Here is a 26,376-nt window from a genome sequence, read left to right as displayed (position 1 = left end):
CCATTTGTGCTGCTGCCGCTGAACCTCGTCGGCCCGGTGGAACGGGATCGTGAAGTAGACCATCGGGCCGGACGCCTCATCGATGAGCCCGTTCGACAGGGGGTAGAGCTGGGCGTCGTGGCCATAGAGGTCGGGCCATCGCAGATCATGCGGGCCGCCGTCGACAGCGACATCATTGGGTCGAGCCCGTGCCCTTTGGTGCGGCTCCCTCGGCTGCCGGAGTCGGATCCGGCCATCCTGACCGTCGCCCGGGTCGACAAGCTCGCCGCCGTGTGTGACGTGCCGGATCGGGTGCTGGTGCTGCTGCTGGCCCATGGTGGGTTGCGGATTGGGGAAGCGCTCGCGCTGCGCCGCCGTCACGTCGATATCCGGGCGGGTCGGGTGACCGTACCTACCAGCGGCAGCAGAGCTACCACGGCTTCCGGCGTCGATTCAATCTCGCGGTGCGGTCGGCCGGGCTGGCTGACGTGACACCTCACGATCTGCGGGCCACCCGCGAGCTGTGTCGCGGACTCGCATGGCGTCCTGGTGGCCGCCCGTCGGCTCGCCCACACCAATGCCAGCGCGACGACCCGCCACTACGCCCGCGCGGTCGACGGTCGGGGAGGTCGCTCAGCACCTGGACGCGAGCAGGGCGAAGGTGGCGAGGCGGTCGGGCACGCAGCGGGCACGGAAGTCCCGGACGGCGGAACAGTGATCGTTGATCAAGGGTGTGACCTGGTGCCCCCGGCAGGATTCGAACCTGCGACACACGGTTTAGGAAACCGATGCTCTATCCCCTGAGCTACGAGGGCGCGACGCCCCAGGGTACCTGCCGGCGGTCAGCCATGAGTGCCCAGGAGGGCCCTGCCGCGCCCACCGCTGTCATCCGCCGTTGCTCCGGCCGGCGTGGGCGACGACGGCAGGATGCCGACCTCACCAACGGTCTGGGACGCCACCGCGCGGCCTGCCCGCCGCGACGCCGCCTGGCCCACAGGCCAGGCGGCGTGCGCCGCGATCCTCCGTGGTCACGGCACTAGAGGGTCTTGACCTGGCCGCCGTCGAGGGTGAATTCGGCGCCGGTGGTGTTCGCGGACCGGGCCGAGGCGAGGAACAGGACGAGGTCGGCGACCTCCGCCGCTTCGCTGATCCGGCCGCTGCTGATGCCCATGCTCTGCGGTACGACCTCGTCGAGCGCCTGCTGCGCGGTCGTGCCCGCGCTCGCGGCGATCACGTCGGCGAAACCGCCCGGGTCGGTCCAGAACGGGGTACGCACCGGACCGGGCGACACGGCGTTGACCCGCACCCCGCGCGGCGCGAACTCCTCCGACAGGGCCTTGGTCAGGTTGCTCACCGCCGCCTTCGCCGCGGAGTAGTCGACCACCATGGGAAACGGTAGGCGAGCATTGATGCTGCCGATGTTGACGATCGTCCCGCCGCGCTCCAGCAGGGCGGGCAGGGCGGCCCGGCTCGTGCGCACGGCGCTGAAGAACGTCACGTCGAACACCTGCCGCCAGTCGCTGTCCTCGACGTCGAGGAACCCTGCCCGGGCGGGGCTGGCGCCCACGTTGTTGACCAGCACGTCGAGGCGCCCGTACTTCTCGACGGCAGCGTCGACGAGACGCTGTGGCGTCTCGGCGGCGGTGATGTCACCGAGCACGACGGTCGCCCCGCGGACGGCCAACTCGTCCAGCTCGGCGGTACGCGTGCGACTGCTCGCCACGACGTACGCGCCCTCGTCGAGCAGTGCTGCGGCGATGGCGAGGCCGATGCCCTTGCTCGCCCCGGTGACGACGGCGACCTTGTCCTGCAGTTCGAGTTCCATGATCCTCTTCCGTTGTTGACTGAACAGTTCCAAATTCGGGCAGCAAAAAGTCAATCGAGCGTCCGCAGCGCGACCTCCACGGCGCTGGTGAGAAAGGCACGATCCGCGCGGGCTTTGCCCATCACCCGCAGGCCCTGCACGAAGGTCGTGAAGAACCGCGCCAGCTCACGGGGATCCTTGTCGCCGCTTATTTCCCCGTTGACCTGAGCCCGCTCCAGCGCCCCCGCCAGGGCCGACTCGACCCGACTCATCGTGCTGCCGACCTGCGCGACGGTGTCCGCGTGCGCGGAGCGCTCGGTCGCGGCGTTGACCAGCAGGCAACCTCGCTCGGGATCGGCGAGATCAGCCTCCACCAACTCGGTCAGCACCATCCGCAGCGCCGGTCGCACCTGCGGGGCCCGGTCCAACACGTCGGTCAATCCGACGGCGTGCCGCTGGCAGTACCGCCGCAGCGCCAACGCGTACAACGCCTCCTTCGACCCGAACGCCTTGTACAGGCTTCCCCGGGCGATGCCGAGACCTTCCACGAGGTCCTCGGTCGACGTCGCCTCGAAGCCTCGGCGCCAGAACAACTCCATCGCACGGTCCACCGCCGTGTCGATGTCGAAGGTCCGTGGCCTGCCCATGTGCCGAACGCTAACCCGTTAGGAACTGAACCGTCAACAACTGTGGCTCGCGCCTCAGTCGGCGGCGGCCGGGGAATCCCGATCAGCGAGGCGTGCGGCCACGAGGTGGTGCACGGTGATCCCGGCACCCGGCGTCGATATCGATTCACCTGGGCTGGGGGGCAGCGCGAATCCGGATACCGCCGCTTGACTTGGAGCATGCTCTAGCTCCTAGCGTCTCGCTGATGAGTGCTGTGACTCTGCTGGAGATCGCGGGTGCCGGCCACAGGCCGGCGGTTTGTGGGACGGGAGCATCCCGATGAGGGTGTTGGTGACCGGCGGGACGAGCGGACTGGGACTCGCCATGGCCTCCGCCCTGGCCACCGCGGGAGCGACTGTCGCGCTGACCGGCCGGTCCGCCGAGCGTGCGCGCGCGGCCGCCGCTGAACTTCCCGGGCGATCGGCATCGAGCTGGACGTACGGGACGAGTCGTCGGTGACGCGGGCGGTCGACGAGGCGTGGTCGCGGCTCGGCGGCATCGACATGCTGGTGAACAACGCCGGGATCGGCATGCGGACGGTCAACCCGCGGTTCATGACGCACCGGCAGGCGTTCTGGGAGGTTCCCGCCGATGGCTTCCGCGCGGTCGTCGAGACGAACCTGACCGGCTACTTCCTCGTGGCCCGGGAGGTCACGCCGCGGATGCTGGCCGCCGGTGGCGGACGCATCGTCAACATCTCCGTGAGTGAATCGACCATGCGGCGGGCGGGCTTCGTCCCCTACGGGCCCTCACGCGCCGGCAGCGAGTCGCTCTCCCGAATCATGGCTGCCGACCTGCGGGACACGGGCGTCACCGTCAACCTGTTGCTGCCCGGGGGCCCGACCGTCACGGGCATGGTGCCGCCCGGGGCCGTACCCGAGGGACGACAGTTCCTGGAGCCGGCGGTGATGGGCCCGCCCATCGTCTGGTTGGCGTCCGACGCCGCAGCCGGCGTGCATGACGAGCGGATCGTCGCCGTCGAATTCGAGCGCTGGCTGGACGGCAGGAACAGCGGAGAGAAGGGCGCCGGCCCGAGCGGAGGCTGATCGTTCCGCGGCGGCTGACGGGTCAGCGCTTCAGGTACGCCAGCACGGCGAGTACCCGGCGGTTCGCGTCGTCGGACGGGGCGATCCGCAGTTTCGCGAAGATGGCGGCTGTGTGCTTCGCGATGGCGCTCTCACTGATGTGCAGGGCCGACGCGATGGCGGCGTTGGACCGGCCCTCGGCCATGAGTTCGAGTACCTCTCGTTCGCGCGGGGTGAGGGTGCTGATCGTGCCGCGCGCTTCGCTGCGGGACAACAGCTTCACGATGACGTGCGGGTCCATGACCGTGCCGCCGGCGGCGACCCGGCGCACGGCGTCGATGAACTGCTCCGTGTTGGTGACCCGGTCCTTGAGCAGGTAGCCGATGGCGCCCTGCCCACCGGCGAGCAACTCGTGGGCGTAGAGCTGCTCGACGTACTGGGACAGCACGAGAACGGGCAGGCCGGATCGCTGGCGGCGGGCCTGCAGCGCGGCTTGCAGGCCCTCGTCGGTGAAGGTGGGCGGCAGGCGGATGTCGACCACCGCGACGTCCGGCTGCTCGTCGAGGAGCGCCCGCAGCAGCGCCGGCCCGTTGTCCACCGCGACGACGTCGCAGCCGTGTTCGCGCAGGGTGCGGCTCAATCCGTCCCGAAGGAGGAAGAGGTCTTCGGCGAGGACAACGCGCACGGGATCTCCATCGTCACGGTGGTCGGACCGCCTGGCGGGCTGTGCACTTCGAGCGTGCCGTCGAACGTACCCAGGCGGCGTCGGATGCCGCGCAGGCCGGTGCCGCGCGCGGGGTCGGCGCCGCCGTGGCCGTCGTCGCTGACGACCGCCCGGAAGGTGCGGCCGTCGTGGGTCAGGACCACCCGGACGGTACGAGCACCGGCGTGCTTCGCCGCGTTGGTCAGTGCCTCGTTGACGGCGAAGTACGCGGCCGACTCGACCGGCAACGGGAGCCGGCCGCTCAGCTGGACGTCGACGTCGACGTCGAGGACGCTGTCGAGCGCCAGCGACCGGACGGCGTCACCGAGGCCGCGGTCGGCCAGCACCGGTGGGTGAATGCCACGGACCAGGCCGCGCAGGTCGCCCAGGGCCCGCGTGGAGGTGTCCCGGGCCTCGAGCAGCAGCTGCCGGGCGGCCTCGGGAGAACGGTCCAGCAGCCGGGCCGCGTTGTCCAGGGTCATGCCCATGGCGACGAGCCGGGCCTGCGCGCCGTCGTGCAGGTCGCGCTCGATGCGCCGCAGCTCGGCGGCCTGGGTGTCCAGGGCGTCCGCCCGCGTGTCGGTGAGCCGCGCGACCTGCCGGGCGAGTTCCGTGTGCCGAGGCGGGGACAGCATCAACCGGCTCCACCGCTCGTGCAGCCGCAGGATCGGCGGCGCGACGAGCACGCCGACGATCACGAAGGCCATCCCGAGTGCCGCGGCGACCAGCGCGGTCGAGGTGCTGCGTACCGGCACGAACGCGTACCAGTTGTTCGGGCCGAGGTGTTGCCAGATCAGGGGCTGCACGAGCGCGCCGAACACCCCGAACCAGACGAGGCAGATCGGAATCGCGACCAGCAGACCCCCGACGACGGGATCCGCCGCGGCCCACAGCACGTCGCGCCAGAATCCCTCGTCGGCGAGGATCGCGAAGACCCGGCGGGGGCGGCTCGCTGCGCGGTCCGGCAACCGGTCACGCCCGCTGACCGGTGTCCCCGCCCAGGCGCCGGCCCACCGGCGCGACCGGTCGGACAGGGCGCGCAGCGCGGCCGCGGCGGGTGGTAGCAGGACGAACCCGAGGCCGATGGGCAGCCCCAACACCGCCAGCGCCGCAACCAACCAGACGGCCGTCTCGGCAACAGCGAGCCAGCTCAGCAGGTGGCACCGCCCGAGCGCCACCCAGGGCCGGGCCCCGGTTGCGGGTTGCCTCATCGCGCGGGACCCGGCACCCGGCGGAGGGTGGCCGTCGCCCGAACCCACAACAGAGCCGCTGCCAGGCATGACACTCCGAACATCACCATCGGCATGACCGCGCCCGCCTCCTCGTCCATGAACAGCAGCATGCCAAGGTTGATCAGGGCGTGGAAGCCGCCGGCCAGCAGCAGCCGGTTGGCGCGTACCCGGTCGAGGGCCAGCCCCATCACCACCGACATGGACACCGCCGCGAGCAGGAAGCCGCCCGCGTACGCGGGGCCTTCGGCGAACACCGGGAGGTGCCAGGCGCCCCACAGCACGCCGACCACGACCGAGGACACGAGCGGGCCGAACCGGGTCCGCAGCAACGGCTGCAAGAGGCAGCGCCAGCCGATCTCCTCGGCGCACGCCCCGATCAGTTGGGCCACCACGATCACCAGGAACGGGTTGTCCAGCGCGTCCGGCCGGGTGAACCGGGCGTCACCGGTCACCGCGCCGTACACGGTCACGCACAACCCGATGATGAGCGGTGCGGTGGCGACCATGAGCAGGCCACGGTCCCCGCCGCCCCGGGTGCCGAACGTGCCGGCGAGCAGGACCCGGATCCGCCTCGGCCAGCACAGCGCGACGACGGCCACGGCCAGCGCCGGCCCGAACTGGGTCAGCTGGATGACCTCGGTCGGGATTCCCGTGGCCGGTTGCGCCGCGCCGAACAGGCCGGCGGCCACGAACGCGACCACGAAGAACACGGTCGCCACCGGCGCCACCCGGCGTCGCGGGACGACCGGTTTCGCCGGCGCTGCGCGCTGCGGCGTGGTCGACGGGGCGGCCCCGATCGGCTGCCGTGGCCCGCCACGGTGCATCACAGGTATCTGGCTGGGTCGGCGCACGTCGCCTCGCTTCCTCGGATGGGGTGGGAACACCACCACGATGCCGGCGGGCGTGGCCGCTGCCATTGCACCTGACTGCCGAATCACCCTGCATCCAGGTCCACCCGCGCACGCTTTCCGAGGGGACGCCGTCCGGCACCTGCTGACCCTCGACCGTTCACCTGAGGTCTCCGGGTTGCGGCGACGAGTGTGGCTGCGGCGCACAGCGCGGCCGCCCAGACGAGCGTGGCCTCGGCCGAGGTGTGATCGGCGATGGTTCCGGCCGCCCACGGGCCGACGGTCTGGCCGGCGGCGAAGACCGTGGTGAAGGCGGCGAGGGTGGAAGCCCAGTCTTCGGGGCGGGTCGCGCCACGGATCGTCGCGGTGACAGCGGCCGGAACGGTCATGAACGTGCCGCCGTAGAACACGACCGAGACGGCGAGGACGACGAATGACGAACTGACGAGGGGCAACGCGCTCGCGCCGGCGAGGAGGGCCAGCACGGTGGTGAGGACACGCGCCGGCGGCCATGCGCCGATGAGAGGGCTCCACACGGGCGGCGCCACCATGGCACTGATCCCCAGGAGGGCCCACAGCGTGCTGACCTGCCAGGTGGGCACGGCTTCCTGGGTCAGGGCGGCGGACAGGAAGGTGACGTAGGCGATGTATCCGCCGGCGAAGAGCAGGTAGGCGACGGCGGTGCGCCACAGGCGCCGGATCTCGCGTCGACCTGTCGCAGGCTGCGGCTCCGGTTCGTCGACACGAGCGGCGGCCCAGCTCACGGCGGTGGCCACGAGGGCGCAGACGGCCAGCCCGGTCCAGGCCAGCGGCCAGTCGTGCGGGGCGCGCGCCGCCAGGCTCGGGAGCCAGGCCGCGCTGACGGCGATGCCCAGCCCGGCCCCGGAGAAGTAGATCGTGATGGGGGCGGGCGAACGCGCGGCGGCGGCGCTGCGCGAGGCGATCACGCCCCCGGCGACGAAGACCAGGGCGCCGCCGGCACCCGCCGCCGTGCGTGCGGCGAGCAGCGCCGGGTACGCGCTGCTCACCGCGGTGGCGGCCAGGGCGACGGCCGTGGTCAGCATGCCCAGCCGGAAGGTCACTGTGGACCCCCAGCGCCGTGCCGCGACACCGGCAAACGCGGCGCCCAGCAGGTATCCGATGCTGTTGGCGGTGGTCAGGGCACCGGCTTGGGCAAGGCTCCACCGCAGATCGGTCCGCATCGCCGGCAGGATCAGGCCGTAGGCGAATCGGGAGAGCCCCAGGGCCGACGCGGTGCCCAGGGCGAGTCGCCCGGCGGTCCAGTACAGCCCCGGCGTCCGGTGTGAGCGGGAGCTCCTGGCCTCGGCAGCGGCGCGGATCGGGTTCACCGCGTGGCGTCCTTCAGGTGCCGGTCGAGGAAGTCGATCACCGTACGGGCGAGCGCGACCCGATGGTCGGACAGGGCGTGGTCGGTGGGGAAGACGTGGTGCTCGAGCCCGGAAACGGGGTGGGCCAGGTAGGCGTCCACCAGCGGTCCGTGGTGGACACCGGCGGGCGTGACGGCGTCGCGGTCGGTGCCGATCAGCAGCACCGGGCGGGTGGCCAGCCGTGACGCGAGGCGCGCCAGGTTCCACGCGTCCGCTGCCTCCTCCATCTCCGCGACCAGCGCTGGCGCGCTCGTGCCCTGCAGGGGCAGTAGTTCACCCGCCCAGTCGGCGAGGTAGGCGGCTCGCGCGGCCGGGTCGCTCCGGCAGGCGGCGGCGGCCGCTCCGAAATCGAACCCGGCCACCGACCCGACTGCGGCCACGCCGGGATCGGCGGCCGCGGTCATCAGCGCGGCGAAGCCGCCAAGGCTGTGGCCGATGACGGCCAGCCGGCCCGGGTCGAGAGCGTAAGCCGTGGCGACCTCGGGCTCACGCAGGCGGGCGACCACGCGAGCGGAGTCCTCCAGCACGTGGGTCCACGACCAGGAGCCGTCCATCCCCCATGAGCCGCGGTAGTGAAACACCAGCGCCGCGTATCCGGCTCGCCGCAACGCCTGCGCGAGGTCGAAGTTCCGCTCATGCCCCGGGAAGCCGTGCAGCAGGACCACGACGGGGTGCGGACCCACCCCGGCCGGCAGGTGCAGGACGCCCAGCAGCGTGGCGCCCGCGCTCGGGAAGGTGACGGGCACGGTTCGCGCGGCGGGTCCCTGGGCGTCGATGGGATCGGTCACGAGGGGATCTGACACGACTGCTCCCTAGATGGTTCCGGTCGGTTCGATAAGACGCTAGCAGCACATCGCACCGACTGGTACCATCTCTCCCGTGCCCGTTCCCAAAGGCAGCAGCCTCGACCCTGGCCGCACTCGGGCGGCGATCCTCCGCTCGGCGGAAGGCATGCTCTACGAGCACGGGCTCGACGGCGTGGGCATCGCGGAGCTGTGCGCCGAGGCGGGCATCTCCAAGGAGACGCTGTACCGCCACTTCGGATCCAAGGATGGGCTCATCCGCTCCGTCCTCGAAGCCCGCAGTGACCGCGTCACGCGCTGGCTGGCGCAGGCTGCCGCCGACGCGGGCGACGAGCCGGCGGCCCAACTCGCCGCGGTCTTCGACGCTCTCGGCGTCTGGTTCAGCGAGCCGGGCTTTCGCGGCTGCGCCATCGTCAACGCCGCCACCCAGCACCATGCGGCTCCGGCCAGCACCATCGCCGCCGACCATCTCGGCCGCTACCTGGACCTCTTCACCGCGATCGCCGACCGGGCCGGCGCCGCGCATCCCGCCGTGCTGGGACGGCAGCTTCTCCTGCTCCTGGAAGGCGCGACAGTGGTCGCCGACCATCTCGACGGCCCCGGCGCCGCGGACGACGCCCGCGAGGCGGCGCTCGCCCTCCTGAACAGCGCGGCCAGACGTCCCGCCGGCAGCTAGACATACCGGAGGACAGATGTCGAAGACCCCGTCGGACGCCGAACCGGCGCGCTCCCTGAAGGGCGGCTTCGTCAGCAGCCACGCCGAGGTCGCCGCCGTGGCGGGCAGCGGCCACTACATCCCCGAAGAACAACCCGAGACCGTCGTCCAGCACCTCACCCGCTTCTTCGCCTGACGCACCGCAATTGCCCGTTCGGAGGCTCGCCCTGATCGGTGGCCCTCGCGTTGCCGAACCGTGACCGGGGCGGGAGAGGCTTGTCCGATGCTTCGGGGGATGGCGGACATCGGTCTGCCGGCGCTGCGGCGCACCGTGACGCACCCGGCCGTCTGGTCGTTGCCGGCCATGGCGCTGCTGGTGCTCGTGGCCATGCCGCTCAACGACGGCTTCTACGACTTCTGGGTCAACTACGACGCGCAGGGCGACGCGCAGCAGTACGAGCGGCTCCACACCACGCGGATCTTCCGGCACACCTCGGGATTCCTCTGCGGACAGGCGTTGGCGCTGCTGGTCGGCGCCGCCCTCGCCCGCCGGAATCCGCAGGCCAGGGCGCTCGCGGTGGCGGTTCCACTCGCGGTGCTCCTGGCAGGTGTGAGCTTCGCGGTCGCGTACCCGCTCGCCCTGGCCCGCACGGGTTCCTTCCTGACGACACCGCCGCTCGACGACCCGGTCCTGGTCCGGGTCCTCCTGTGTGAGCTGGCCGCCTACCCGCTCTACGCCGCCGCCGGCGTCGGCCTCGGCGCGCTGCTCGGACGCCTGCGGCGACGCGCGACGCGCTGGCCGCTCGTGGTCCTGCTCCTGCTGGGCTGGTTCGTCGCCACCATGGCCGGGCTGCTGCAGGACGACCGGTTCGACGCGCCACCCGGGCTGCTGTGGGCCGTCCCACCGATCGCGGCCGGCACGGCGGTCGCACTGGCCGGGCTGTCGATGGATGTCTGGGTCGGGCCGGCCGTGCTGGTGGGCGACTGGGGGCGCAGCGCCAGTGCCGCCCTGCTGGTGAGCGCCGGGGCGTACGCCCTGGGGTTGAACCTGCTCGCCGGCTGGGCCGGACGCCGCCCCCGGTCCGAGCCCGAGTGGTCGCCTGACCGGCCGGCGCGCCCGGGTCGAGGGCCCGCCTGACGCGGCCGGTGAAGGGTGCCCGTCGCTGCCGTCGGCTCCCGGCTGCCCGGGTCGTCCTGCCGGTACGCCGCGCGGCGGCCCGGCGAGCTTCCCCGTACTCTGGCGACCGTCACCGGGCGGCGAACGATCAGTCACCCGGCGAGGCCGTGCGGGAGAGGGGGACAAAGCATGACGGCGGTACCGGGCCAGCGGTCCACGGCGGTGAGTTCGCCGGTTGCCGGGCAGGCGGCGGAGGAGGATCTGCGAGCGCTGTTCGGGCAGTCCATCGCCGTTTTCGCGTCGCTCGCGGGGCCGACGCACGTCGTGGAGTCGGCGAACCCGGCGTTCTTCGCCGCCATCGGGGACGAGCGGGCGCGCACCGGTGTCGCGATCGCCGAGTTGATGCCCGAACTGGCGGGTCAGGGCTTCATCGCTCTGCTGGACGAGGTCTACCGCACGGGTGAGCCCTACACCGGCCGCGACGCCCGGATCGTGCTGGGCGCCGGCCCGCACGCGCGGGAGGCGTTCTTCGACTTCACCTACGAGCCGCGCCGCGACGCCAGCGGCACGGTGACGGGCATCCTCGTGATCGGCGTGGAGACGACCCAGGTCAAGCACGCCCAACGGCTGATGGTCGAACACCGCGCCATGCTGGAGCAGATCGCCCGTCAGGCGCCCCTGACCGAGGTGCTCGACGGGATGGCGCGCTGCATCGAGAACCTGGCACCGCAGCAGATGCTCGTCTCCGTGCTGCTCGCCGATCCCGACGGCCGGCACCTGCGCCACGGCGCCGCACCGAGCCTGCCCGACTTCTACAACGAGGCGATCGACGGTATCGCCACCGGTGAGGGTGTCGGCTCGTGCGGCACCGCCGCGCACCGGCGGGAACCGGTCGTCGTCACCGACATCGCCACGGACCCGTTCTGGGACGACTTCCGGGACCTGGCCGACCGGGCCGGGCTCGCCGCCTGCTGGTCGACACCGATCCTGGCCCGCGACGGCGGCCTGCTGGGCACCTTCGCCATGTATCACCGCACCCCCCGCGTCCCGCAGGACACCGACCTGGCTCTGGCCCGGGTCTTCGCCGGCACCGCGGCCCTGGCCATCGAACGCCACCACGTCGAGCAGGCGAAGGCGGCCGCGGAAGCCCGGGCCAGGACAGCCCACGAGGAGTTGGCCAAGGCGGTACGCGCGGAGCGGCAACTGCGCGCCGAGGCCGAGCAGCGCGCCGCCGCCGCCGCGGATCTCGCGGACCGGATGCGCGCCGCCGCGGCCGCTCAGGCCGCCAGACCGCACCCCGAGCACTGCCAGCTCGGCGGCGCCCAGGGGTGCACCGCACCGGCCAGGATCAAGGTCGCCGACTCGTGGGGCGACGCGGCGTGGGGCTGTGAGGCCCACGTCGAGGAAGCCATCCTCAACGTGCGGTCGGTGTTCATCGCCAGCGAGGAGCTCGGCGGCCTGGCCGCCTACCTCAACCGCTGAGTCGCCGGTCCACCCACCGACGGGTGCCCGCGCCGGCCGGCAGTGACCGCGTCGGGCGTCGGACGGGGTGCCGTCCGGTCGGCGTCCGCTCCGGTGTGTTGGCGGCGCCGGACCGGTCCCGCCGGGCACAATCACAGGCATCGACGTGAAGAGGTGCTCCTGCGGAGGTGCCCGTTGACGCGGTGTCCAGGCCGGCTGGCTCGGTGGATGCTGCGGGGCGCCCTCCTGTGCGGCGGCTTCGTCGGTGCGTGGGCCCTGCACGACGCTGTGGCGCCCGACGCGGCTCAGGCGGCCGAGCCGGCTCGGCCCTGCGCCCTGGCGGACCTGCTCGACGACACCCGGACGCTCGTCGGCCAGTCCGTGATCGCTCCGCTGCGCCTGCCGACGCTGTCGGCCGGGAGCGGTCAATCCGACACCGGGAGCGGTGAAGCCGACACCGGGAGCGGTCAAGTCGACACGGGGAGCGGCCCGGCGGCGGCGGACGCGGGCCGGCCGACGGCGGACGGCCGGCGGGTGCGTCCGGCGACTGTCGCGCCGCCCCCGGGGGAGCGGGCGGGCGTCGCCGAGGTGCTCACGCCGGTGACCCGGTCGGTCGTGGACCTGGCGTCTCCCGTCGTGGAGAAGGTCGTACCGGCACGGCTGCTGGAGCCGGTCGCCGAGGTCGTCCGGCCCGTGACCGAGCCGATCTCCGACCTGGTGCCGCCCGTCCTGGCCCCGGTGCTCGACCTGACCGAGCCGATCCTCGGGCCACCCGGTGCGCCGTCCGCTCCTCCCGATCCTGCCGATCCTCCCGAGGATCCGATCGTCCGCACGCCCGCTCCGGCCGGTGAGACGCCGGAGGCGGGCGCGCCCGCAGTGTCGCCTCGCCCCGCCACGCCGGCCGCCGTGCGCCCGGCGAGGGCGGCGTCACCTCGACCGGCGTCCCGGTCCGCGGGTCGCCGCGAGCTGTCGCCCGGGCCCGCGGAGGTGCGGGCGCCGTCGCCCGGGAAGCCGGCTTCCGCCCCCGGCGAGACGCCCCCCACCCCCGCCGCACCCACCCCGCCGGCCACCACGGCCGGCTCGGGTGCCGGCGCCGGCGGGCCCGGCGTCCCCGCCGAGGGCTCCCCTCGGGCGTGGGAACCCGAGCTGCGGTTGCTGGGATACGACAGCGGTCGCTGCGACGCACTCGTCAACCGGGCGAGTCAGCCGGACCCCAGACCGGCCTGAGGCACCTGCCGGTGAACGACCCGGACCACGCCCGCAACGGCGGGCCGTCCGGCAGCGCGGCCCCGGCGCCGGCGGTCGGCTGAGCCCAGCCGGCCGGCTGACCGGTCGTCGCCGCCGTCCGCCTGACTCCGCGACCCATCCGTGACGACGCCCGCCCTCGGCCGGCGTCACCGCCCACCGCCAGGGTCCGCCCGACCCGGAACCCCGGGACGGCCCCGCCTGGCGCACCGCGGCAACCGCCGCCACGAACCCACCGCATCCGTCACCGGGAGAACTCCGTGAACCACACAGTGCCCGTCTGCCGCGCGAGATGGCGCGACGTCCACGACATCGTCGATCTTGTCGCCGGTCCCTTCGCCGACAGCCCCACCGGCGCCTGGCTGGTGCCCGACGACCGCCGCCGCCGGGACGTGCTCACCGCCGTCGTCCGCGTCTGGACCGAACACGCACTCCTCTCCGGCGAGGCGTACCTCCTGCAGGACCATTCCGCCGCCGCGGTCTGGCTCCACGAGTACGGGCCCACCCCCGCGCCCACCGGGTACGGCGAGCGCCTCGCCGTCGCGTGCGCCGACCACCTGGACCGCTTCCTTCAGCTTGACGACGTCCTGCGCGCGCACCGGCCCACCGAGCCCCACAACCACCTGGCGTTCTTCGCGGTCACCGCGCAGCCGCACCGGATCAGACGCGCCAGCGCCCTGCTGGCCGCGAGCAACGCCCGGATGGGCCAGGCCCGGCTCCCCACGTACACCGAGGCGAACACCCCGGCGGAGCGGGACCGGTACGCCCGCCACGGCTACGTCGCCCACCAGCCCTTCACGCTTCCCGACGGCACCACCACCTACCCGATGTGGCGGAGTCCCGGGCTGCGGCAACCCGGGCGCAACCCCGCCAGGCCGGCGATCTGCCCGTACGCGGCCATGTCGGCATAGGCGGACGGCGGGACCCGGGGACGCACCACGGGCAGGGTGTGGCCCGGAGCATCATGGGACGGACCCGCCGGCACCAGCGGCGACGGCCCGCCCGCCCAGCTCCTTCCCCCGGCGGGCACCGCGTCCGCCGGCCGGGACCCGTCCCCGCTCCCGAGGAGTCCGCCCTGATCCAGTTCTCCGAGGTCGACCTGTCCGCGATACGGGTGCTGCTGTGCGACGCCGACGGCAACCTCTTCCCGTCCGAGGAGCCCGCCTTCACCGCCTCGGTCGAGGTGGCCAACGCGTTCCTGGCCGCGTACAAGGTGCCCGGCACCCTCACCGCCGAGCAGTTGCGCGCCGGCTCCACCGGCAGGAACTTCCGCACCACGGCTGTGGACCTCTGCGTCGCCGCCGGCGTACCCGTCGAGGCCACCGTCGCCGGGGGGCGTCCGGAGGCGGTCGTCGCGCCGGGACCGACCCTGGCCGGCCGCCCGGTGCTGACCGCCGCCGCACTGGAGCACTGGGTGGCCGAGGAGAAGGCCCGGGTCACCGCCCACCTCGGCGACGTGCTGCGGCCGGACCCGCAGGTGCGGGACGTGCTCGGCACCCTCGCCCCGCATGTCACGCTCGCCGCGGTGAGCAGCAGCGCGGGCAGCCGGTTGACGGCCTGCTTCCGCGCCACCGGGCTGGCCGGGCTCATCCCGGTGGAGCTGCGCTACAGCGCCGAGGACTCGCTGCCCGTACCCATCGGCAAGCCGGACCCGGCGATCTACCTGCACGCCGGGCGGAAGCTGGGCTGCGCCGGCGCCGAGGGTCTGGCCGTGGAGGACTCGGTGCCCGGCGTGCGGTCCGCCGTGGCCGCCGGCTTCCCCACCGTCGGCAACGTGATGTTCGTGCCCGAGGCGGAACGCGCCGGACGGATCGAGGCGCTGCGCCGGGCCGGCGTCGTCGCCGTGGTCACCTCGTGGCGTGAGCTCGCCGACCTGCTGCTGCCGGCGGTCGGCACGCCCTGACCGGCCCGGCCCGGCGGCCGCGGGGTGCAGGTGACGCCGGTCAGGCCCTCCGTTCGAGCGCCTCGGCGACGTCCCGGGACGGAGATCGAGGAAGCGGCGGCCGGTCAGGCGGGACCGCCACCCCCGCCGCGCCGTCGCAGTCTGCGCGCCACCCGGGACCCGACGGCCCGGGCGCCGGACACGGTACGGGCGAGATGACGCCTGTTCTCGTGGACGTACGCCGAGATCAACGCGACGAGGAAGCTCAGTCCCGTGAGCCAGGCGAGCCACTCCCCGACCGAGGCCAGCAGCGGCAGGGTCACGAACAGGCAGACGAACCCGGACAGCGGGAAGACCAGCTGCAAACCGAACTCGTACAGGAGGGACCGGGCGTCCCGCTGCTGCGCGTAGAACTCGTCCCACCGGAAGACCCGGTCGTCCCCGGAGCACTCCACGGCGATGGGCCGGAGCACCTCCCGGGTGTACCGGTTCGCCGCCTCGCGGTCGCGGCGGCGCCGCAGGATGGTGATCCCCGAGGTTGCCGCCAGCACGGGAACCGCGAGCAGCAGGCGCGGATCGGCCCGGTTCGCCACCACGAACCCGAGGATCACGGCGACCACGGTCAGGTACGCGCCGACCAGGGCGTGCGACGCGGCGGATTTCTGCGCCATGACGGCCCGGATCGCGGTGTACTCCGCGACGACCAGGTTGGTGCGGTTGTCGACGCGGACAGCTGTCGCTTCGTCGCCCGGTGGAGCACCTCTCGGACGGGCCAGGTCATTCCACGTCACGCGTCGATGATGGCAACCCTCCACAAGGGTCCGGCCGGCCGCCGGTCACCGGCGGCGGGCGGGTCGGTGCCCGGCGAGCCGCTCGCGGGAGCCGACGTCGTCCAGGTGGCGCAGCGCCTCCGCCCAGGAGCGGCCGAGGGTGGTCTCGTGGTAGTCGAGGCCGTGCTGGGCGCAGAACCGCCGGATCAACGGCTGGGCGTGACGCAGGTTGGGACACGGCATGCTGGGGAAGAGGTGGTGCTCGATCTGGTAGTTCAGCCCGCCGAGCGCGATGTCGACGAACCTCCCGCCCCGCACGTTGCGGGAGGTGAGCACCTGCCGCCGCAGGTAGCCGAGGTCGTCGTCGGCACCGAGGATCGGCATGCCCTTGTGGTTGGGAGCGAACGAGCAACCGAGGTAGAGGCCGAGCACACCCTGGTTGACCAGGATGAACACGACGGCCTGCGCCGGACTCAGGACGAGGAACACGGCGGTGAGGTAGCCGCCCAGGTGCAGGGCCAGCAGCCCGGCCTCGACGGGCCGGCGCGCGAGCGGGCGCCGCCGGAGGACCGCCCGCACGCTGTTGCCGTGCAGGTGCAGGCCCTCCAGGAGGAGCAGCGGGAAGAACAGGTACGCCTGGTGACGCACGACCAGTGCGCCGAGGCCGCGCCGACGCCGGGCCTGGTCGGCCGTGAAGGACAGGGGCGCCACCCCGATGTCGGGGTCCCTGCCCTCGGTGTTCGGGTGGGCGTGGTGCCGGTTGTGCTTGTCCACCCACCAGCCGTAGCTGATTCCGGTCAACAGGGTGCCGTGCAGGAGGCCGATCAGGTCGTTGGCCCGTCGCGAGCGCGCGATCTGCCGGTGACCGGCGTCGTGGCCGATGAACGCGGCCTGCGCGAAGACCACGGCGAGGGCCACCGCGAGCACGAGCTGCCACCATGACTCGCCCGACCTGACGAACAGGGCCCACAGTCCGGCGGAGCAGCCGACGACGAGGCCGATCCGTAGCGCGTAGTGGCCGCGCCGCCGTTCGAGGAGGCCCGCCGCCCGGATCTGCCGGGACAGGTCGGCGTAGTCGCTTCCCCGTTGCGGGTCTCGTGGTCGTGCCGCGGCAGGCGCCGGCCGGGCCACCGGTCCGGGCGGGGAGACCGTCACGGGCTCGGGGTGTCGGCCAGGTCGGCCGGGTCGAGCCGCAGGATGGCGAACAATCCGGTGTGCTCGTCGGAGTTCACCCGCTCCGGTAGCTCACGCTCGACCCAGTCGGCCCTGACCTGCTGGCCGCGTTGACGAAGAAGGCTGACGATCCTGTGCCGGGCGATCCGCATCGGGTGCTCCCTGGTAGCGCCGCCCGGAAGAGTCATGCTCATCAACGGCGGTGGCGGCACTGGCAGCCACCGGAGACCCGGGCGACATATTCACCGTACGCCTCCGGGGAGGGCATCCGCACCTGGTCGAGGGCGGCTGCCCAGCGGCTTTCGCGGGGCGGTACCGCCGGGAGAGGCGTACGCTGAGGGTGTCGCTCGGGGCTCCGGTTAGTGACGGTCCGCTGAGGGCGGACCTCCCCCACCGATCGGGCCACCGCGTCCCCCCACCGCCGCCCATTCAGCAGCCCGGTCGCCGACTCCACGTCGCGTCCCCGGCCGGCAGCTTCCCGCACCGGCACGCCCGGGCAGCGACAGTCCGTCGCAGGCCCGCCCCTCACCCGACCGCCCGCGCCGGCCCACCCCGGCAGCGGGTGCGTCGGGCACCCATCGGAAGGCGGCGGTTCGTGATGACCGCACCTCGGAACAGGCCCGTCCCACTCTCCACCCTCAACGGCCACGACGGCCCGACGGCTGCTCGTCCGACCTTCCGTCGTCCCCGGGCGAAGCGATCGCGGATCGGGGAGCTGTGGGTCGTCGCCGTGGTGTTCGCGATCGTGCTCCTGCTGCTCATGATCTTCGTGCTGCAGAACGGGCAGCGCGCCGAGGTGACGTTCCTCGGCGCACACGCCGCCCTGCCGGTCGGTGTGGCGCTGCTGTTGGCCGCGATCATCGGGGTCCTGCTCGTCGCCCTTCCCGGCACCGCCCGGATCGTGCAGCTGAGGATGCGGCAACGACGGCGCGCCACGGCGGCCCCCGGGTCGCCCGCACCCGGACCGACCGCATCGCCGACGACCGGCGCCGCCACCCACCGGGAGGGCTGACCCATGTCCGTCACCCGGCAACGGGGCACCGTGCGCCCCCCGTCCGCGCCCACCGCGCCCCGGCTCGTCCTTCCCACCAACCGCGCGCGGTCGGTCCTCGACGGCGCGTGGTGGCCCCGGTCCTGGGACCCGGTCGCCGAACTGCCGGGTCTCGTTCTCGCCCTGGCGGAACGCCACGGCCGGATCCGGCACATCATGCTCAACATCGACGCCTGGGACAGCCGGATCCGCCGGTTGGCCGTCGGACCGGATCTGGTCCGGCTCGGCTGGTTCGACACCCTCGACCCCGCCGTGCTGGTTGCCACCACCGGCGGGGACATCCAGGTCGACCTGCTCATCGTGCCGCCCGCCACCGCGGCGGCCGCAGCCGAGCAGGCGATGGCGGCCGCCGCCGACCCGACAAACGTCAGGCGCGCGCCGGAGATCCTGGCCGCCCTGCGGGTGTCACCGGCCCCGAGGGCCAGCACCGGCGCCGATCCGCGCGCGGTGTGGGAGAACGAGGGCGGCGGCGGGGTCGCCGCGAGGGGCGGCGGGTCACGGGGCGGCCCGGGACGGGACTGACCGGTGCGGGCCGAGGGTGCACGGCCCGCGTTCCCGCCCGCTGAGGCCGACGCTCGCCTAGTGTCGAGCGGGGCATCCGGCCGCGTCCGACGCGCCCGGTTTCGGCCGGTCGGGCGGCGGTGCCGGGTCCCGTACGACGCCGGAGTCAGCAGACGGGCCCCTGATGACGATCGACCGAGCGGTGGGGTTGACCCGCGCAGGCGGTGGACCGCAGCGGGCGACCCTGCTGGAGCTGTTCCTCGATCTGGTGTTCGTCGCCGCGCTCGCCCTGACGTCCCGATCGTTGGCTCAGCGTCTCGACGCGGTCGGGGTCTTCCAGACCGTCCTGCTGCTCATGGCGATCTGGTGGGTCTGGTCCGTCACCGCGCTGACCACCGACCTCTACCACAGGCAGCGGCCGCCCATCTTCGCCATGACGCTCTGGGTCATGCTCGGGACCATCCTGATGGCCGGCACGGTGCCCGAGGCCTTTTCCGACCACGCCCTGACCTTCGCGGGCGCCTACGTGGCGATTCACCTGGGCCGTGGCATCTTCCTGGTCGCCGCGCTGCACGGCGGGACGGCACGGATGCACGCGAGCCGGTTCATCTTCTGGTTCGTCCTGTCCGCCGTACCGTGGCTCGCCGGCGGTCTCGTGGCCGGCTGGGCGCGGGGCGTGCTGTGGACGGCCGCGCTCGCCGTCGACTACGGGTCGGCCTGGCTGCGTTACCCCACCCCACGAATCGGGAAGGTGCCCGCGTCCCAGTACCGGGTGGCGGCCGACCATCTGGCGGAGCGCTACCAGCAGTTCTTCACTCTGGCTCTCGGTGACCTCATCCTCGTCACCACCCTGACCTACGCCGACCACGACGTGACAGCCGGCCGGACGGCGGCGCTCCTGGTCGCGTTCGCCGCCACCGTGCTGCTGTGGCAGATCTACGTCCACCGCGCCGGATCGCTGCTGCAGGCCACCATCGAGTCGGCCCGGGACCCGGGGGGATTCGTCCGGTCCGCGCCCAACACCCACCTGGTGATGGTGGCCGGCGTGGTCGCCGCCTCCGCCGGTTTCGAGGTGGCCATCGCCCATCCCGCCGAGCCCACCACGCCCTGGCTGGCCGGCGTCATCTTCGGCGGGCCCGCGTTGTTCCTGACCGGCCGCGCCCGGTTCGAGTACGAGGTGTTCAGCCGGGTGTCGCCGTCCCGGCTGGTCGCCCTCTTCGTGCTGGCCGTCGCGGCGGCGGTCCTCCTGCATGCGCCCGCGCTGGCGGCCGGCCTCGCCGCCACCCTCGTCCTGGCCGGGGTCGCCGTCGCCGACGCCGTCCGGGCCTTCGGGAATCCACCCGAGCCACCAGCGCCCGCCATGTAGCTGGAAGCTGCCCCACGACCACGGTGTGCGTGCGGAACTACTGTCCGATTGCTGATCGTCACGCATGGTGCCCAGTCCCTACCCTGACGCCGGAAGCTGCCGCTTCCCGACCATCCGGCCAGGAGGCGCGACGGCATGAGCACGACCAGGCCCGCTCCGGACACGAGCACCGAGGACGACCTCGTCCGCGTGGCGATCCGCGCGGTCGCCCCACAGGAGGAGCACCTGCTGCCCCTCCTCGCCCCCGCCTACCGGCGCCGTCCGGGCCGGTGGCGGCGGGACCCCGGTGCGCTGGTCCGGGTGGGCGGCGGGGAGGCCGGCGGCGGCGGGTTCACCGAGGTCGTCGAACCGGTGCTGCCGTACGTCATGGTGCTGTGCGGCGTCGGCCTCGCGGCGCTGCGGGACGCCGTGCAGGCCGAGACCACCGACGCGGTCCGGGGTGGCCTGCGGGCGCTCGGCCGGCGCCGGCCGTCCCGCCGCTCCCCGGAACTGCCGGTGCGGCTGCGGCCGGGCCAGTTGCTGCGGATCGAGGAGGCCGTCACGGCGGCGGCCCGCGAGCCGCGCTGGCAGCTCACCGAGGACCAGGTCGCCGTCCTGCGGGACGCCGTGCGCGAGGCGTTCGCGTCCCGGTTCGGCACGGACGCCGACGGTGGGTGAGCCCCGGCCGGGGACACCGCACCCGCCACTTCCGTCGGCCACCCTGGGCCGGTTCGTCGCCGTGGTGACGGCGGTGGCCGGGACCAGCATGTTCGGCTGGCAGGTCGTCCTGATCGATCCGGTGGTCACCCGGGAGCGGGCCGTCTGCCTCGCCGGGTTGGCCGGCCTGCCGCCGCCGGTCGACGTACGGGCCGGCACGGTCGACGCCGCGTCGGCCGACGCGGTGCAGCGGTGCCTCGGCACCCTCGGCGCGGACGTGCTGCGCCAGATGCTCGTCGGCCTGGCGGTGCTCGTGGCGGTGACCGCGCTGGTCTACCTGGCCGCGCCGTGGGTCGAGCGGCGGCTGCGCGGCCTGCGCCGGCTGGACCGGGTGCCGGGCACGGAGGCGCTGCGGGCCGACCTGGCGACGCTGGTGCGGGAGGCCGGCCTGCGGCGGGCGCCCACCTTCCTGGTGTCCCGGTCGGCCCGGGTCAGCGGGAACACGTTCGGCACCGTCGCCACCCGGTACGTCCGGCTGGACCTGGGGCTGGTGCACGCCCACCGGACGGCCCCGGCGCGGTTCCGGGCCGTCGTGCTGCACGAACTCGCCCACCTGCGCAACGCGGACGTGGACCTGACCCGGCTGACCGTCGCGCTGGCGTGGGCGTTCCCGCTGGGCGTGGTGGCCCCGGCCGCCGTCACCTTCCTCAGCGCGCTCCGGGCGCCGGACCTGGTTCGGGACGTGTGGCGGCTGGCGCTGTTCGCCGTGGTGGTGCAGGTGTCCGCCTGGTCGGTGCTGCGCGCCCGCGAGTTCGCCGCGGACGCCCGGTTGGGCGGCGACGACGCGGCGACCGCCCGGGCGCTGCTCGACGCCGGCCGGCGGCCCACCGGGTGGCGGGACCGGCTGGCCGCGCTGTTCCGGTTCCACCCGCTGGCCCGGGCCCGCGCCGACGAGCTGGACCGGCCGCGGCGGCTGGTGTCCGCCCGGCCGGTCGAGGCGCTCGGCGCGGGGCTGGCGGCCGGCATCGCCGCGCCTCCGCTGGTGGACCTGCTGTCCCACCTGCCGCGCCCGCTGGCGGGGCTCGACCCGGTCGGCGGCGGCTCGCAGGCCGCGGGGTTGCTGCTCGGCGCCCCGCTGGCGCTGGTGCTGACCGGGACGCTCTGGCGGTCGGCCTGGTGGGCCCGGCGGCACGGTGACCGGCCCGTCCGGGGTGCGGTGTTCGGGGCGGCGCTGGTGGTGGGGCTGCTGGTCGGCCGGCGGTTGGCCTGGTCGGCCGGCTACGCCGACGACCGTCCGGCGTGGTGGGTGGAGCTGGCGCTGTCGCTGTGCGCCGTGGCCGGCGGCGCCCTGCTCGGGCGCTGGGTGGCGCTGGGCGCCGATGCCTGGCTGCGCCGGCTCCCCCGGCACGCCGAGGGCCGCGCGGTGGGGCGCGTCTGGGCCTCGGCCGCGCTGGCGACGACCCTGCTGACCGCAGGTCTCCTCGGCGCGGTGTTCGTGCTGGACGCCTGGTCCGCCGACGGTGACCTGAGCATGCTGATGCTGCTCGCCGCCCGGGAGGGGCACCCGGACCGGGTCACCGTCGTGACGCTTGTCGACACCCTCGCCCTGCACGTGCGGGTCCTCGCCGACCAGGCGCCCTACCTGCTGGCCGCGCCGCTCGCCGCCGCCCTCTTCCCGCTCGCCGCGACCGGCGCCACCGCACGGCGGGCGCTGCGGGTCGGCGCGGTCGCGGGGATCGTGGCCGCCGTCGCGCTCCCGGTGGTGGTGGCCGGTGCGGCGGTGGCCGCCCGCGACCCGGGCCTCGGGCCGGCGACGTTGCGCGGTCTGGTCGACGGGCACACCCTGCTGCCCGTGACGCTTGTCGAGGCCACCGCCGCGGTGGTGGTCGTTGCCGGCCGGCGCCTGTCCGTCTGGCACGGCACGCTCGCGGCGCTCACCGCCGGGGTTCTGCTGGCGCCGGCGGTGCTGGCCTCCGGCGTGCTGCTCTCCTGCGACACGGGCCCGCCGGGCGCCGGCTGCGCCGGGCCCGACCGGGCCGCGGTGGCCCGCGCGCTGGGACATGCCCTGCTCGTCGCCCCGGTGTTCGCCACGCTCGCCGCGGCGCTCGGCGCCGCCGCGACGGCCGTGCTGGCCCGGGTGGGCTCCGCGCGCTGGCCGGCCCCGGCGGCGGCGACGGCCGTGCTGCTCGGCCTGGCCGCCGCGGTCGTCACGGCGGACGGGCCGGGCAGCCCCGGCGTGCCGGTGGACCGGGACCGCTGCCTGGTCGGGGTGTGGCGGCTCGCCACCGGCCGCTACCACGCGCCGGTCGCCACGGACTCTACCCTGGGACGGCTGGCCGGGCTGACCGCTGCCACGACCGTCGACCTCAGCAGCGGGGCGGCCACCGGGTTCGCCACCGCGTACCGGGCCGACGGCACGGCGACCGACCTCTACGACCTCACGGTGGCCGAGGGGACGGTGAACGGGCACACCGTCCGGCGGGTGCGCCGGGGCACCCAGACCTACCGGTGGACAGCCCGCGCCGGCCGGTACACCCAGCGGAACGTGGTGACCACCGGTGACCTCGCGCTGCTGCGGGTGGACGGGCGGGAGGCCGATGTCACCACGGTGGTGGACGACTCGGCCAGCACCTACCGGTGCGGACCGGCCGAGCTGGTGATCCGGTTCGACGGGGACGACGGGTCGTGGGGCGAGGAGACCTTCGTCCGCAGCCCGGCGTGACGGGACCACCGGGGCCGGTGGTCCCGTCCGCCCGTCAGGCTGGCACCACGTCGAGCCGCGGCCCCGCGGGCCGCCCGGCGCCGGCCAGGGCCAGCAGCGTCTGCCCGGTGGCGTCGTCGACGACGGCGACCCGTACCGCGTCGGGCCCGCCGTCGGCCAGCGGGACGGCGAAGACCGCGGTGGCCGGCCGGCCCTGGTAGCGCGCGGCGTGGCCGACGAAGCGCCACTCGCCGTCGTCCCAGTGCTCGCGAACGTCGGAACGGAGCAGCGGCACGACCCGCCGGTAGGCGTCGCTGAGCTGGACCTGCTGCACGGTGGCGAGCAGCGGCAGCCCGGTGCCGCCGCGCAGCGGGTCGGTCAGCCGGGCGCGCAGCCGGCGCAGCGGCAGCAGCCAGCCGGCGTCCAGTTCGGGGGACAGCGCCACCACGGCCGCCGCCTCGGCCAGCAGCACCACGCCGCCGGCCAGGGGACGCTCGGTGAGCGCGGACGGCCACGCGCCGGGGGCCGCGGTGGCCAGCCCGGCCGCCGCGACGAGCAGCGCGGCCCGGCCGAGGCTGCGACCGGAGACCGGGGTCGGGCGGCTGCTCAGGCAGCCGCACGAGGAGGTCGGGGCGGCCCGGCGGGCGTACGCCAGGTAGCCGAGGAAGCCGACGGCCACGGCGGTCGCGGCGGCGGTCTCCAGCCGCAGGGCCGGCGGCAGCAGGAGGAGCACGCCGAGGATCAGCTCGACGGCCCCGAGCAGCCGGTACGCGGGCAGCGCGCGGTGTTCCCCGACCAGCCGGGCGAGCGCGGACCGCCGGGCGACCGTGGCGGCGTGCCGGTCGAGGAGCTTCACGCGGGCGGACCAGATCAGCACCGCGCCGACGACCAGCGGTTGCAGCGCCGCGATCATGTCGATCATGGGTTCTCCCCTCGGGTGGGCCGACGGGTGACGCCCGGACGGCCGGTTGGGGCCGGGCCGCCCTGCGACGGCTCCAGTTCGCCGCGTCCGGCGCGGCGCCGCGAGCTGGAGCCGCCGGGCGTACCGGTCAGGCGGCGGCGTAGACGGTGGCGATGTCGATCTCGTTGGTGTCCGGGTGCCAGGCGCCGAGCACCTGGACGTGCCGGCCCACGCGGAGCAGGGACAGGTCGCTGATGGCCGGCGTGCCGTTGTAGACCGCGGCGGAGCGGCCGGGCACGACGTGGGCGACGATGCGCTGGCCCTTGTGGTCGAGGTGGAGCAGGTTGCGGCCGACGGCGGCGATGTGCGCGTGCAGGTTGACGATGTTGACCCACACCGAGTCGGCGGCGAGTGTGCCGTCGGGCAGGCGGACGCCGCGGGCGTAGAGCCCGTCGCCGATGGCCACCCGGTCGAACGTGGTCGGGTGCAGTTTCCAGATGCTCGTGCCGTCGGTGATCCGGATCGAGTGCAGCACGGTGTCGGATCCGGTGACCAGCAGCAGGTGGCCGGAGATCTTGCTGATCCGGCCCTCGACGAAGTTGGGATCGGGCGCGCCGGGCTCGACGGTCGCCGGTTCGGCGGCGAAGGCCGCCTCGGGGGCGAGCGAGCCGAGTCCGGTGGCGCCCACCACGCCGCCGAGCGCGGCGGTGGCGAGGAGGCGGCGGCGGTCCAGGGTCTGCGGCATGACGGTTCCCTCCCGTTCAGACGGTGTCGACCGAGCAGGGCCGCAGCCCCACGGAGAGACTGCCGATCGCACTGAACGCCGCGGGCGTCAGGTCGATGATCCGGTTGCTGCCGCAGGCCGAGCCGCAGCAGGTGCGCTCGCCGCAGAACAGGTCCGTCTGCGGACCGCAGTCGGCGATGGTGGTGCCGACCCGGGCGCCGTTGCAACGGTTGGTGGTGTAGTGGCGGAAGCCGCAGGTCCGCCGGCTCATGCTGAGGCCGCAGGTGTCCGGGTGGGTGATGGCCCAGCACGCGTCCGAGGTGTTCGGCCAGGCGTGCTGGTAGTTGCCCGACCTGCAGGTGCCGCAGGCACCGCCTCCGGCGGTGCCGCACGGTCCCCAGGCGGTGCCGCAGCAGAACCAGGACACCTCGCCTTGGATGGCCGCCATGGATACCTCCTTCCCGATCGTTGATCGACAACGATGGATGTCGATATAGATGGCGATTGTTATGACAGAAACCATCCACGTCAACAGGGAGGGCGAAGATTTCCTACAGGCGGGAACCGCTCAGCGGGTCACGTGCCGGCGGGCACCACGTACGGGAAGGAGGCGGCGCGGGCGTCCTTCGCGACATCGGGGGTGAGGCCGGAGGTCATGCCGGTGTTCAACACCAGGGAGAACATCACCTCGGGCGCGTTGTCGGCCATGGTCCGCCCGTTGCGGGCCGCGAATCCGTAGTTCGCCGGGGTGCCGACCTGGTAGGACAGCACGTCCGGGTAGAGCTCCCGGGCCACGCTCCAGCCGTACGCACCCGGGTCCGGCGCGGTGCCGTTGGCCGCCACCACCCGGGCGATCGTCGATGCGATCTCCTCGCCGTCGGCCCGCAGGTCCTCGCAGGGGTGGCGCGTGTTGGCGGGGTTCGAGAAGTCGGTGTCGGTGGGCCAGAAGACCGGCCACATCATGGGGTGGCCGGCGCGGTTGATCTGGCGCCACCCGCCGGCGTCGGTGGCGAGCTTGGTGGCCGCCCAGACGCCGATGTGGGTGCCGACGGCGAGCATCCGCTCGTCCCGGGACACCTCCAGCACGATCGAGTCGACGGTGGTGCCGGCGAAGCTGTTCTTCGCGTTCTCCGGCCGCCAGGCGGAGCGGTCCAGCCGGGCGCCGTTCTTGAAGGCGTCGTTGACCGTGGCGAGCTGGTCCAGGTCGATGTAGAAGGGATCGGTGATCCGCCCGGCCCAGACCCGCAGGTTGCGGCCGGTCACCTCCTCCCCGGTGCGGCCCTGGGCGACCACCGTGCCGGTGGCGCCGTCGTCGTAGGCCTCGGCCCCGGTGAGGGCGTGCACGGTGAGCTCCTGCCGGCCCTGGCCGTCGAGTTCGCCGAAGGCCACCCGGTAGGTCAGCGCCTCCATCTCGCTGCCGTCGACGTGCAGCTTGAACTCGTACCGCGCCTCGTGGTGGAAGCCGGGCTTGATGTCGGCGCGGGTCACCGAGCTGTTGACGTCCATCACCAGGACGGTTCCGCGCTCGCCGTCGAAGACGAAGAGGTCGTCGAGGTAGAGCTGGCCGCTCTGGGCGGCGAGCGGGGTGTCGAGGTGGTGCGACATGGCTGTCTCCCGGGTCAGCGGCTGGGCACGGCAGATCCGAGCCTATCCGGGCATAACGGCGCAAAGGCTCCGAACAACAACTTTCCGCCGGGCCGCCCGGTGGGTTACCGTCGGCGGGTGATCCCGGTGGAGGCCACGGC

27 protein-coding genes, 1 tRNA gene and 1 pseudogene are annotated in these 26,376 nt (G+C 73.8%); 14 read left to right on the top strand and 15 right to left on the bottom strand.

The window, feature by feature from the left end; translation table 11 throughout:
- Positions 1–6 precede the first annotated feature (6 nt).
- On the top strand, positions 7–471 hold the full coding sequence (locus ACZ6PY_RS03035) for a hypothetical protein (RefSeq protein ID WP_466068690.1): 465 nt from the start codon (positions 7–9) through the stop codon (positions 469–471).
- Between the two features lie 247 nt (positions 472–718).
- On the opposite strand, the gene ACZ6PY_RS03030 is transcribed toward ACZ6PY_RS03035, so the two are convergent.
- The 3 genes from ACZ6PY_RS03030 to ACZ6PY_RS03020 all read right to left on the bottom strand — a co-directional run bounded on the left by ACZ6PY_RS03030 (position 719) and on the right by ACZ6PY_RS03020 (position 2,430).
- A tRNA-Arg gene (locus ACZ6PY_RS03030) sits at positions 719–794 on the bottom strand.
- Positions 795–1,015: 221 nt separating this feature from the next.
- The gene (locus ACZ6PY_RS03025) at positions 1,016–1,804 is read right to left on the bottom strand and encodes an SDR family NAD(P)-dependent oxidoreductase (protein ID WP_466068689.1); all 789 of its coding nucleotides are present in this window, start codon (positions 1,802–1,804) and stop codon (positions 1,016–1,018) included.
- A 50-nt stretch (positions 1,805–1,854) separates the two neighbouring features.
- Entirely contained in the window at positions 1,855–2,430 is a 576-nt protein-coding gene (locus tag ACZ6PY_RS03020) for a TetR/AcrR family transcriptional regulator (RefSeq protein WP_466068687.1), read from the bottom strand.
- A gap of 255 nt (positions 2,431–2,685) precedes the next feature.
- On the opposite strand from ACZ6PY_RS03020, the pseudogene ACZ6PY_RS03015 reads away from it, so the two are divergent.
- A pseudogene (locus ACZ6PY_RS03015) lies at positions 2,686–3,495 on the top strand (SDR family NAD(P)-dependent oxidoreductase); the annotation flags it as partial.
- 22 nt (positions 3,496–3,517) lie between these two features.
- Here the strand turns inward: ACZ6PY_RS03015 and ACZ6PY_RS03010 are convergent.
- The 5 genes from ACZ6PY_RS03010 to ACZ6PY_RS02990 all read right to left on the bottom strand — a co-directional run bounded on the left by ACZ6PY_RS03010 (position 3,518) and on the right by ACZ6PY_RS02990 (position 8,448).
- A complete protein-coding gene (locus ACZ6PY_RS03010) occupies positions 3,518–4,159 on the bottom strand; it encodes a response regulator transcription factor (protein ID WP_466068685.1) in 642 nt (213 codons plus the stop codon).
- Positions 4,111–5,388 carry a sensor histidine kinase gene (locus ACZ6PY_RS03005; RefSeq protein WP_466068683.1) on the bottom strand — a complete coding sequence of 426 codons (1,278 nt, stop codon included), beginning with the start codon at positions 5,386–5,388 and terminating at the stop codon, positions 4,111–4,113. The genes ACZ6PY_RS03010 and ACZ6PY_RS03005 overlap by 49 nt, the downstream gene beginning before the upstream one ends.
- A complete protein-coding gene (locus ACZ6PY_RS03000) occupies positions 5,385–6,128 on the bottom strand; it encodes a lysostaphin resistance A-like protein (protein ID WP_466068681.1) in 744 nt (247 codons plus the stop codon). The genes ACZ6PY_RS03005 and ACZ6PY_RS03000 overlap by 4 nt, the downstream gene beginning before the upstream one ends.
- A gap of 215 nt (positions 6,129–6,343) precedes the next feature.
- Positions 6,344–7,606, bottom strand: coding sequence for a YbfB/YjiJ family MFS transporter (locus ACZ6PY_RS02995; RefSeq protein ID WP_466068679.1), 1,263 nt, complete (start codon positions 7,604–7,606; stop codon positions 6,344–6,346).
- Complete coding sequence (locus ACZ6PY_RS02990; protein ID WP_466068677.1) at positions 7,603–8,448, bottom strand: alpha/beta hydrolase family protein; 846 nt, start codon at positions 8,446–8,448, stop codon at positions 7,603–7,605. The genes ACZ6PY_RS02995 and ACZ6PY_RS02990 overlap by 4 nt, the downstream gene beginning before the upstream one ends.
- Before the next feature lie 76 nt (positions 8,449–8,524).
- On the opposite strand from ACZ6PY_RS02990, the gene ACZ6PY_RS02985 reads away from it, so the two are divergent.
- From ACZ6PY_RS02985 to ACZ6PY_RS02955, 7 genes are all read left to right on the top strand, one after another.
- Positions 8,525–9,124, top strand: coding sequence for a TetR/AcrR family transcriptional regulator (locus ACZ6PY_RS02985; RefSeq protein WP_466068675.1), 600 nt, complete (start codon positions 8,525–8,527; stop codon positions 9,122–9,124).
- 16 nt (positions 9,125–9,140) lie between these two features.
- Complete coding sequence (locus ACZ6PY_RS02980; protein WP_466068673.1) at positions 9,141–9,299, top strand: alpha/beta fold hydrolase; 159 nt, start codon at positions 9,141–9,143, stop codon at positions 9,297–9,299.
- Positions 9,300–9,398: 99 nt separating this feature from the next.
- Complete coding sequence (locus ACZ6PY_RS02975) at positions 9,399–10,241, top strand: hypothetical protein (protein WP_466068671.1); 843 nt, start codon at positions 9,399–9,401, stop codon at positions 10,239–10,241.
- 168 nt (positions 10,242–10,409) lie between these two features.
- Complete coding sequence (locus ACZ6PY_RS02970; protein WP_466068669.1) at positions 10,410–11,702, top strand: GAF domain-containing protein; 1,293 nt, start codon at positions 10,410–10,412, stop codon at positions 11,700–11,702.
- 513 nt (positions 11,703–12,215) lie between these two features.
- Positions 12,216–12,908 (top strand): hypothetical protein, encoded by a 693-nt coding sequence (locus tag ACZ6PY_RS02965; protein WP_466068667.1) that lies wholly within the window; start codon positions 12,216–12,218, stop codon positions 12,906–12,908.
- 278 nt (positions 12,909–13,186) lie between these two features.
- Positions 13,187–13,837 carry a hypothetical protein gene (locus ACZ6PY_RS02960; RefSeq protein ID WP_466068665.1) on the top strand — a complete coding sequence of 217 codons (651 nt, stop codon included), beginning with the start codon at positions 13,187–13,189 and terminating at the stop codon, positions 13,835–13,837.
- Positions 13,838–13,890: 53 nt separating this feature from the next.
- Positions 13,891–14,829, top strand: a complete 939-nt coding sequence (locus ACZ6PY_RS02955; protein WP_466068663.1) for an HAD family hydrolase — start codon at positions 13,891–13,893, stop codon at positions 14,827–14,829.
- 104 nt (positions 14,830–14,933) lie between these two features.
- Here ACZ6PY_RS02955 and ACZ6PY_RS02950 read toward each other — a convergent pair whose 3' ends face one another.
- Genes ACZ6PY_RS02950 through ACZ6PY_RS02940 form a run of 3 tightly spaced genes read right to left on the bottom strand, consistent with a single transcriptional unit; the run spans position 14,934 to position 16,903 of the window.
- Positions 14,934–15,599, bottom strand: coding sequence for a hypothetical protein (locus ACZ6PY_RS02950; RefSeq protein WP_466068661.1), 666 nt, complete (start codon positions 15,597–15,599; stop codon positions 14,934–14,936).
- A 45-nt stretch (positions 15,600–15,644) separates the two neighbouring features.
- Positions 15,645–16,733 (bottom strand): fatty acid desaturase family protein, encoded by a 1,089-nt coding sequence (locus ACZ6PY_RS02945; RefSeq protein ID WP_466068659.1) that lies wholly within the window; start codon positions 16,731–16,733, stop codon positions 15,645–15,647.
- The gene (locus ACZ6PY_RS02940; protein WP_466068657.1) at positions 16,730–16,903 is read right to left on the bottom strand and encodes a hypothetical protein; all 174 of its coding nucleotides are present in this window, start codon (positions 16,901–16,903) and stop codon (positions 16,730–16,732) included. The genes ACZ6PY_RS02945 and ACZ6PY_RS02940 overlap by 4 nt, the downstream gene beginning before the upstream one ends.
- Before the next feature lie 446 nt (positions 16,904–17,349).
- Here ACZ6PY_RS02940 and ACZ6PY_RS02935 point away from each other — a divergent pair, with 446 nt between their 5' ends.
- From ACZ6PY_RS02935 to ACZ6PY_RS02915, 5 genes are all read left to right on the top strand, one after another.
- On the top strand, positions 17,350–17,763 hold the full coding sequence (locus ACZ6PY_RS02935; RefSeq protein ID WP_466068655.1) for a LapA family protein: 414 nt from the start codon (positions 17,350–17,352) through the stop codon (positions 17,761–17,763).
- Between the two features lie 3 nt (positions 17,764–17,766).
- Positions 17,767–18,324, top strand: coding sequence for a DUF5994 family protein (locus ACZ6PY_RS02930; protein WP_466068654.1), 558 nt, complete (start codon positions 17,767–17,769; stop codon positions 18,322–18,324).
- 163 nt (positions 18,325–18,487) lie between these two features.
- On the top strand, positions 18,488–19,669 hold the full coding sequence (locus ACZ6PY_RS02925) for a low temperature requirement protein A (RefSeq protein WP_466068652.1): 1,182 nt from the start codon (positions 18,488–18,490) through the stop codon (positions 19,667–19,669).
- 135 nt (positions 19,670–19,804) lie between these two features.
- Positions 19,805–20,326 carry a hypothetical protein gene (locus tag ACZ6PY_RS02920; protein ID WP_466068650.1) on the top strand — a complete coding sequence of 174 codons (522 nt, stop codon included), beginning with the start codon at positions 19,805–19,807 and terminating at the stop codon, positions 20,324–20,326.
- Entirely contained in the window at positions 20,319–23,027 is a 2,709-nt protein-coding gene (locus ACZ6PY_RS02915; protein WP_466068649.1) for a M48 family metalloprotease, read from the top strand. The genes ACZ6PY_RS02920 and ACZ6PY_RS02915 overlap by 8 nt, the downstream gene beginning before the upstream one ends.
- Positions 23,028–23,061: 34 nt before the next feature.
- Here ACZ6PY_RS02915 and ACZ6PY_RS02910 read toward each other — a convergent pair whose 3' ends face one another.
- The 4 genes from ACZ6PY_RS02910 to ACZ6PY_RS02895 form a co-directional block, all read right to left on the bottom strand.
- Entirely contained in the window at positions 23,062–23,928 is an 867-nt protein-coding gene (locus ACZ6PY_RS02910; RefSeq protein WP_466068648.1) for a MauE/DoxX family redox-associated membrane protein, read from the bottom strand.
- A gap of 127 nt (positions 23,929–24,055) precedes the next feature.
- Positions 24,056–24,652: a cell wall protein gene (locus tag ACZ6PY_RS02905; protein WP_466068647.1), complete on the bottom strand. Its 597-nt coding sequence runs from the start codon at positions 24,650–24,652 to the stop codon at positions 24,056–24,058.
- 16 nt (positions 24,653–24,668) lie between these two features.
- Entirely contained in the window at positions 24,669–25,079 is a 411-nt protein-coding gene (locus ACZ6PY_RS02900; protein ID WP_262287428.1) for a septal ring lytic transglycosylase RlpA family protein, read from the bottom strand.
- A 128-nt stretch (positions 25,080–25,207) separates the two neighbouring features.
- Positions 25,208–26,236 carry a DUF4331 family protein gene (locus ACZ6PY_RS02895; protein ID WP_466068645.1) on the bottom strand — a complete coding sequence of 343 codons (1,029 nt, stop codon included), beginning with the start codon at positions 26,234–26,236 and terminating at the stop codon, positions 25,208–25,210.
- Positions 26,237–26,376 lie beyond the last annotated feature (140 nt).

The sequence above is a fragment of the Micromonospora sp. NPDC048907 genome (assembly GCF_055586885.1).
The sequence above is the reverse complement of the archived record's forward strand: the minus strand, read 5'-3'. Positions and strand labels throughout refer to the sequence as shown.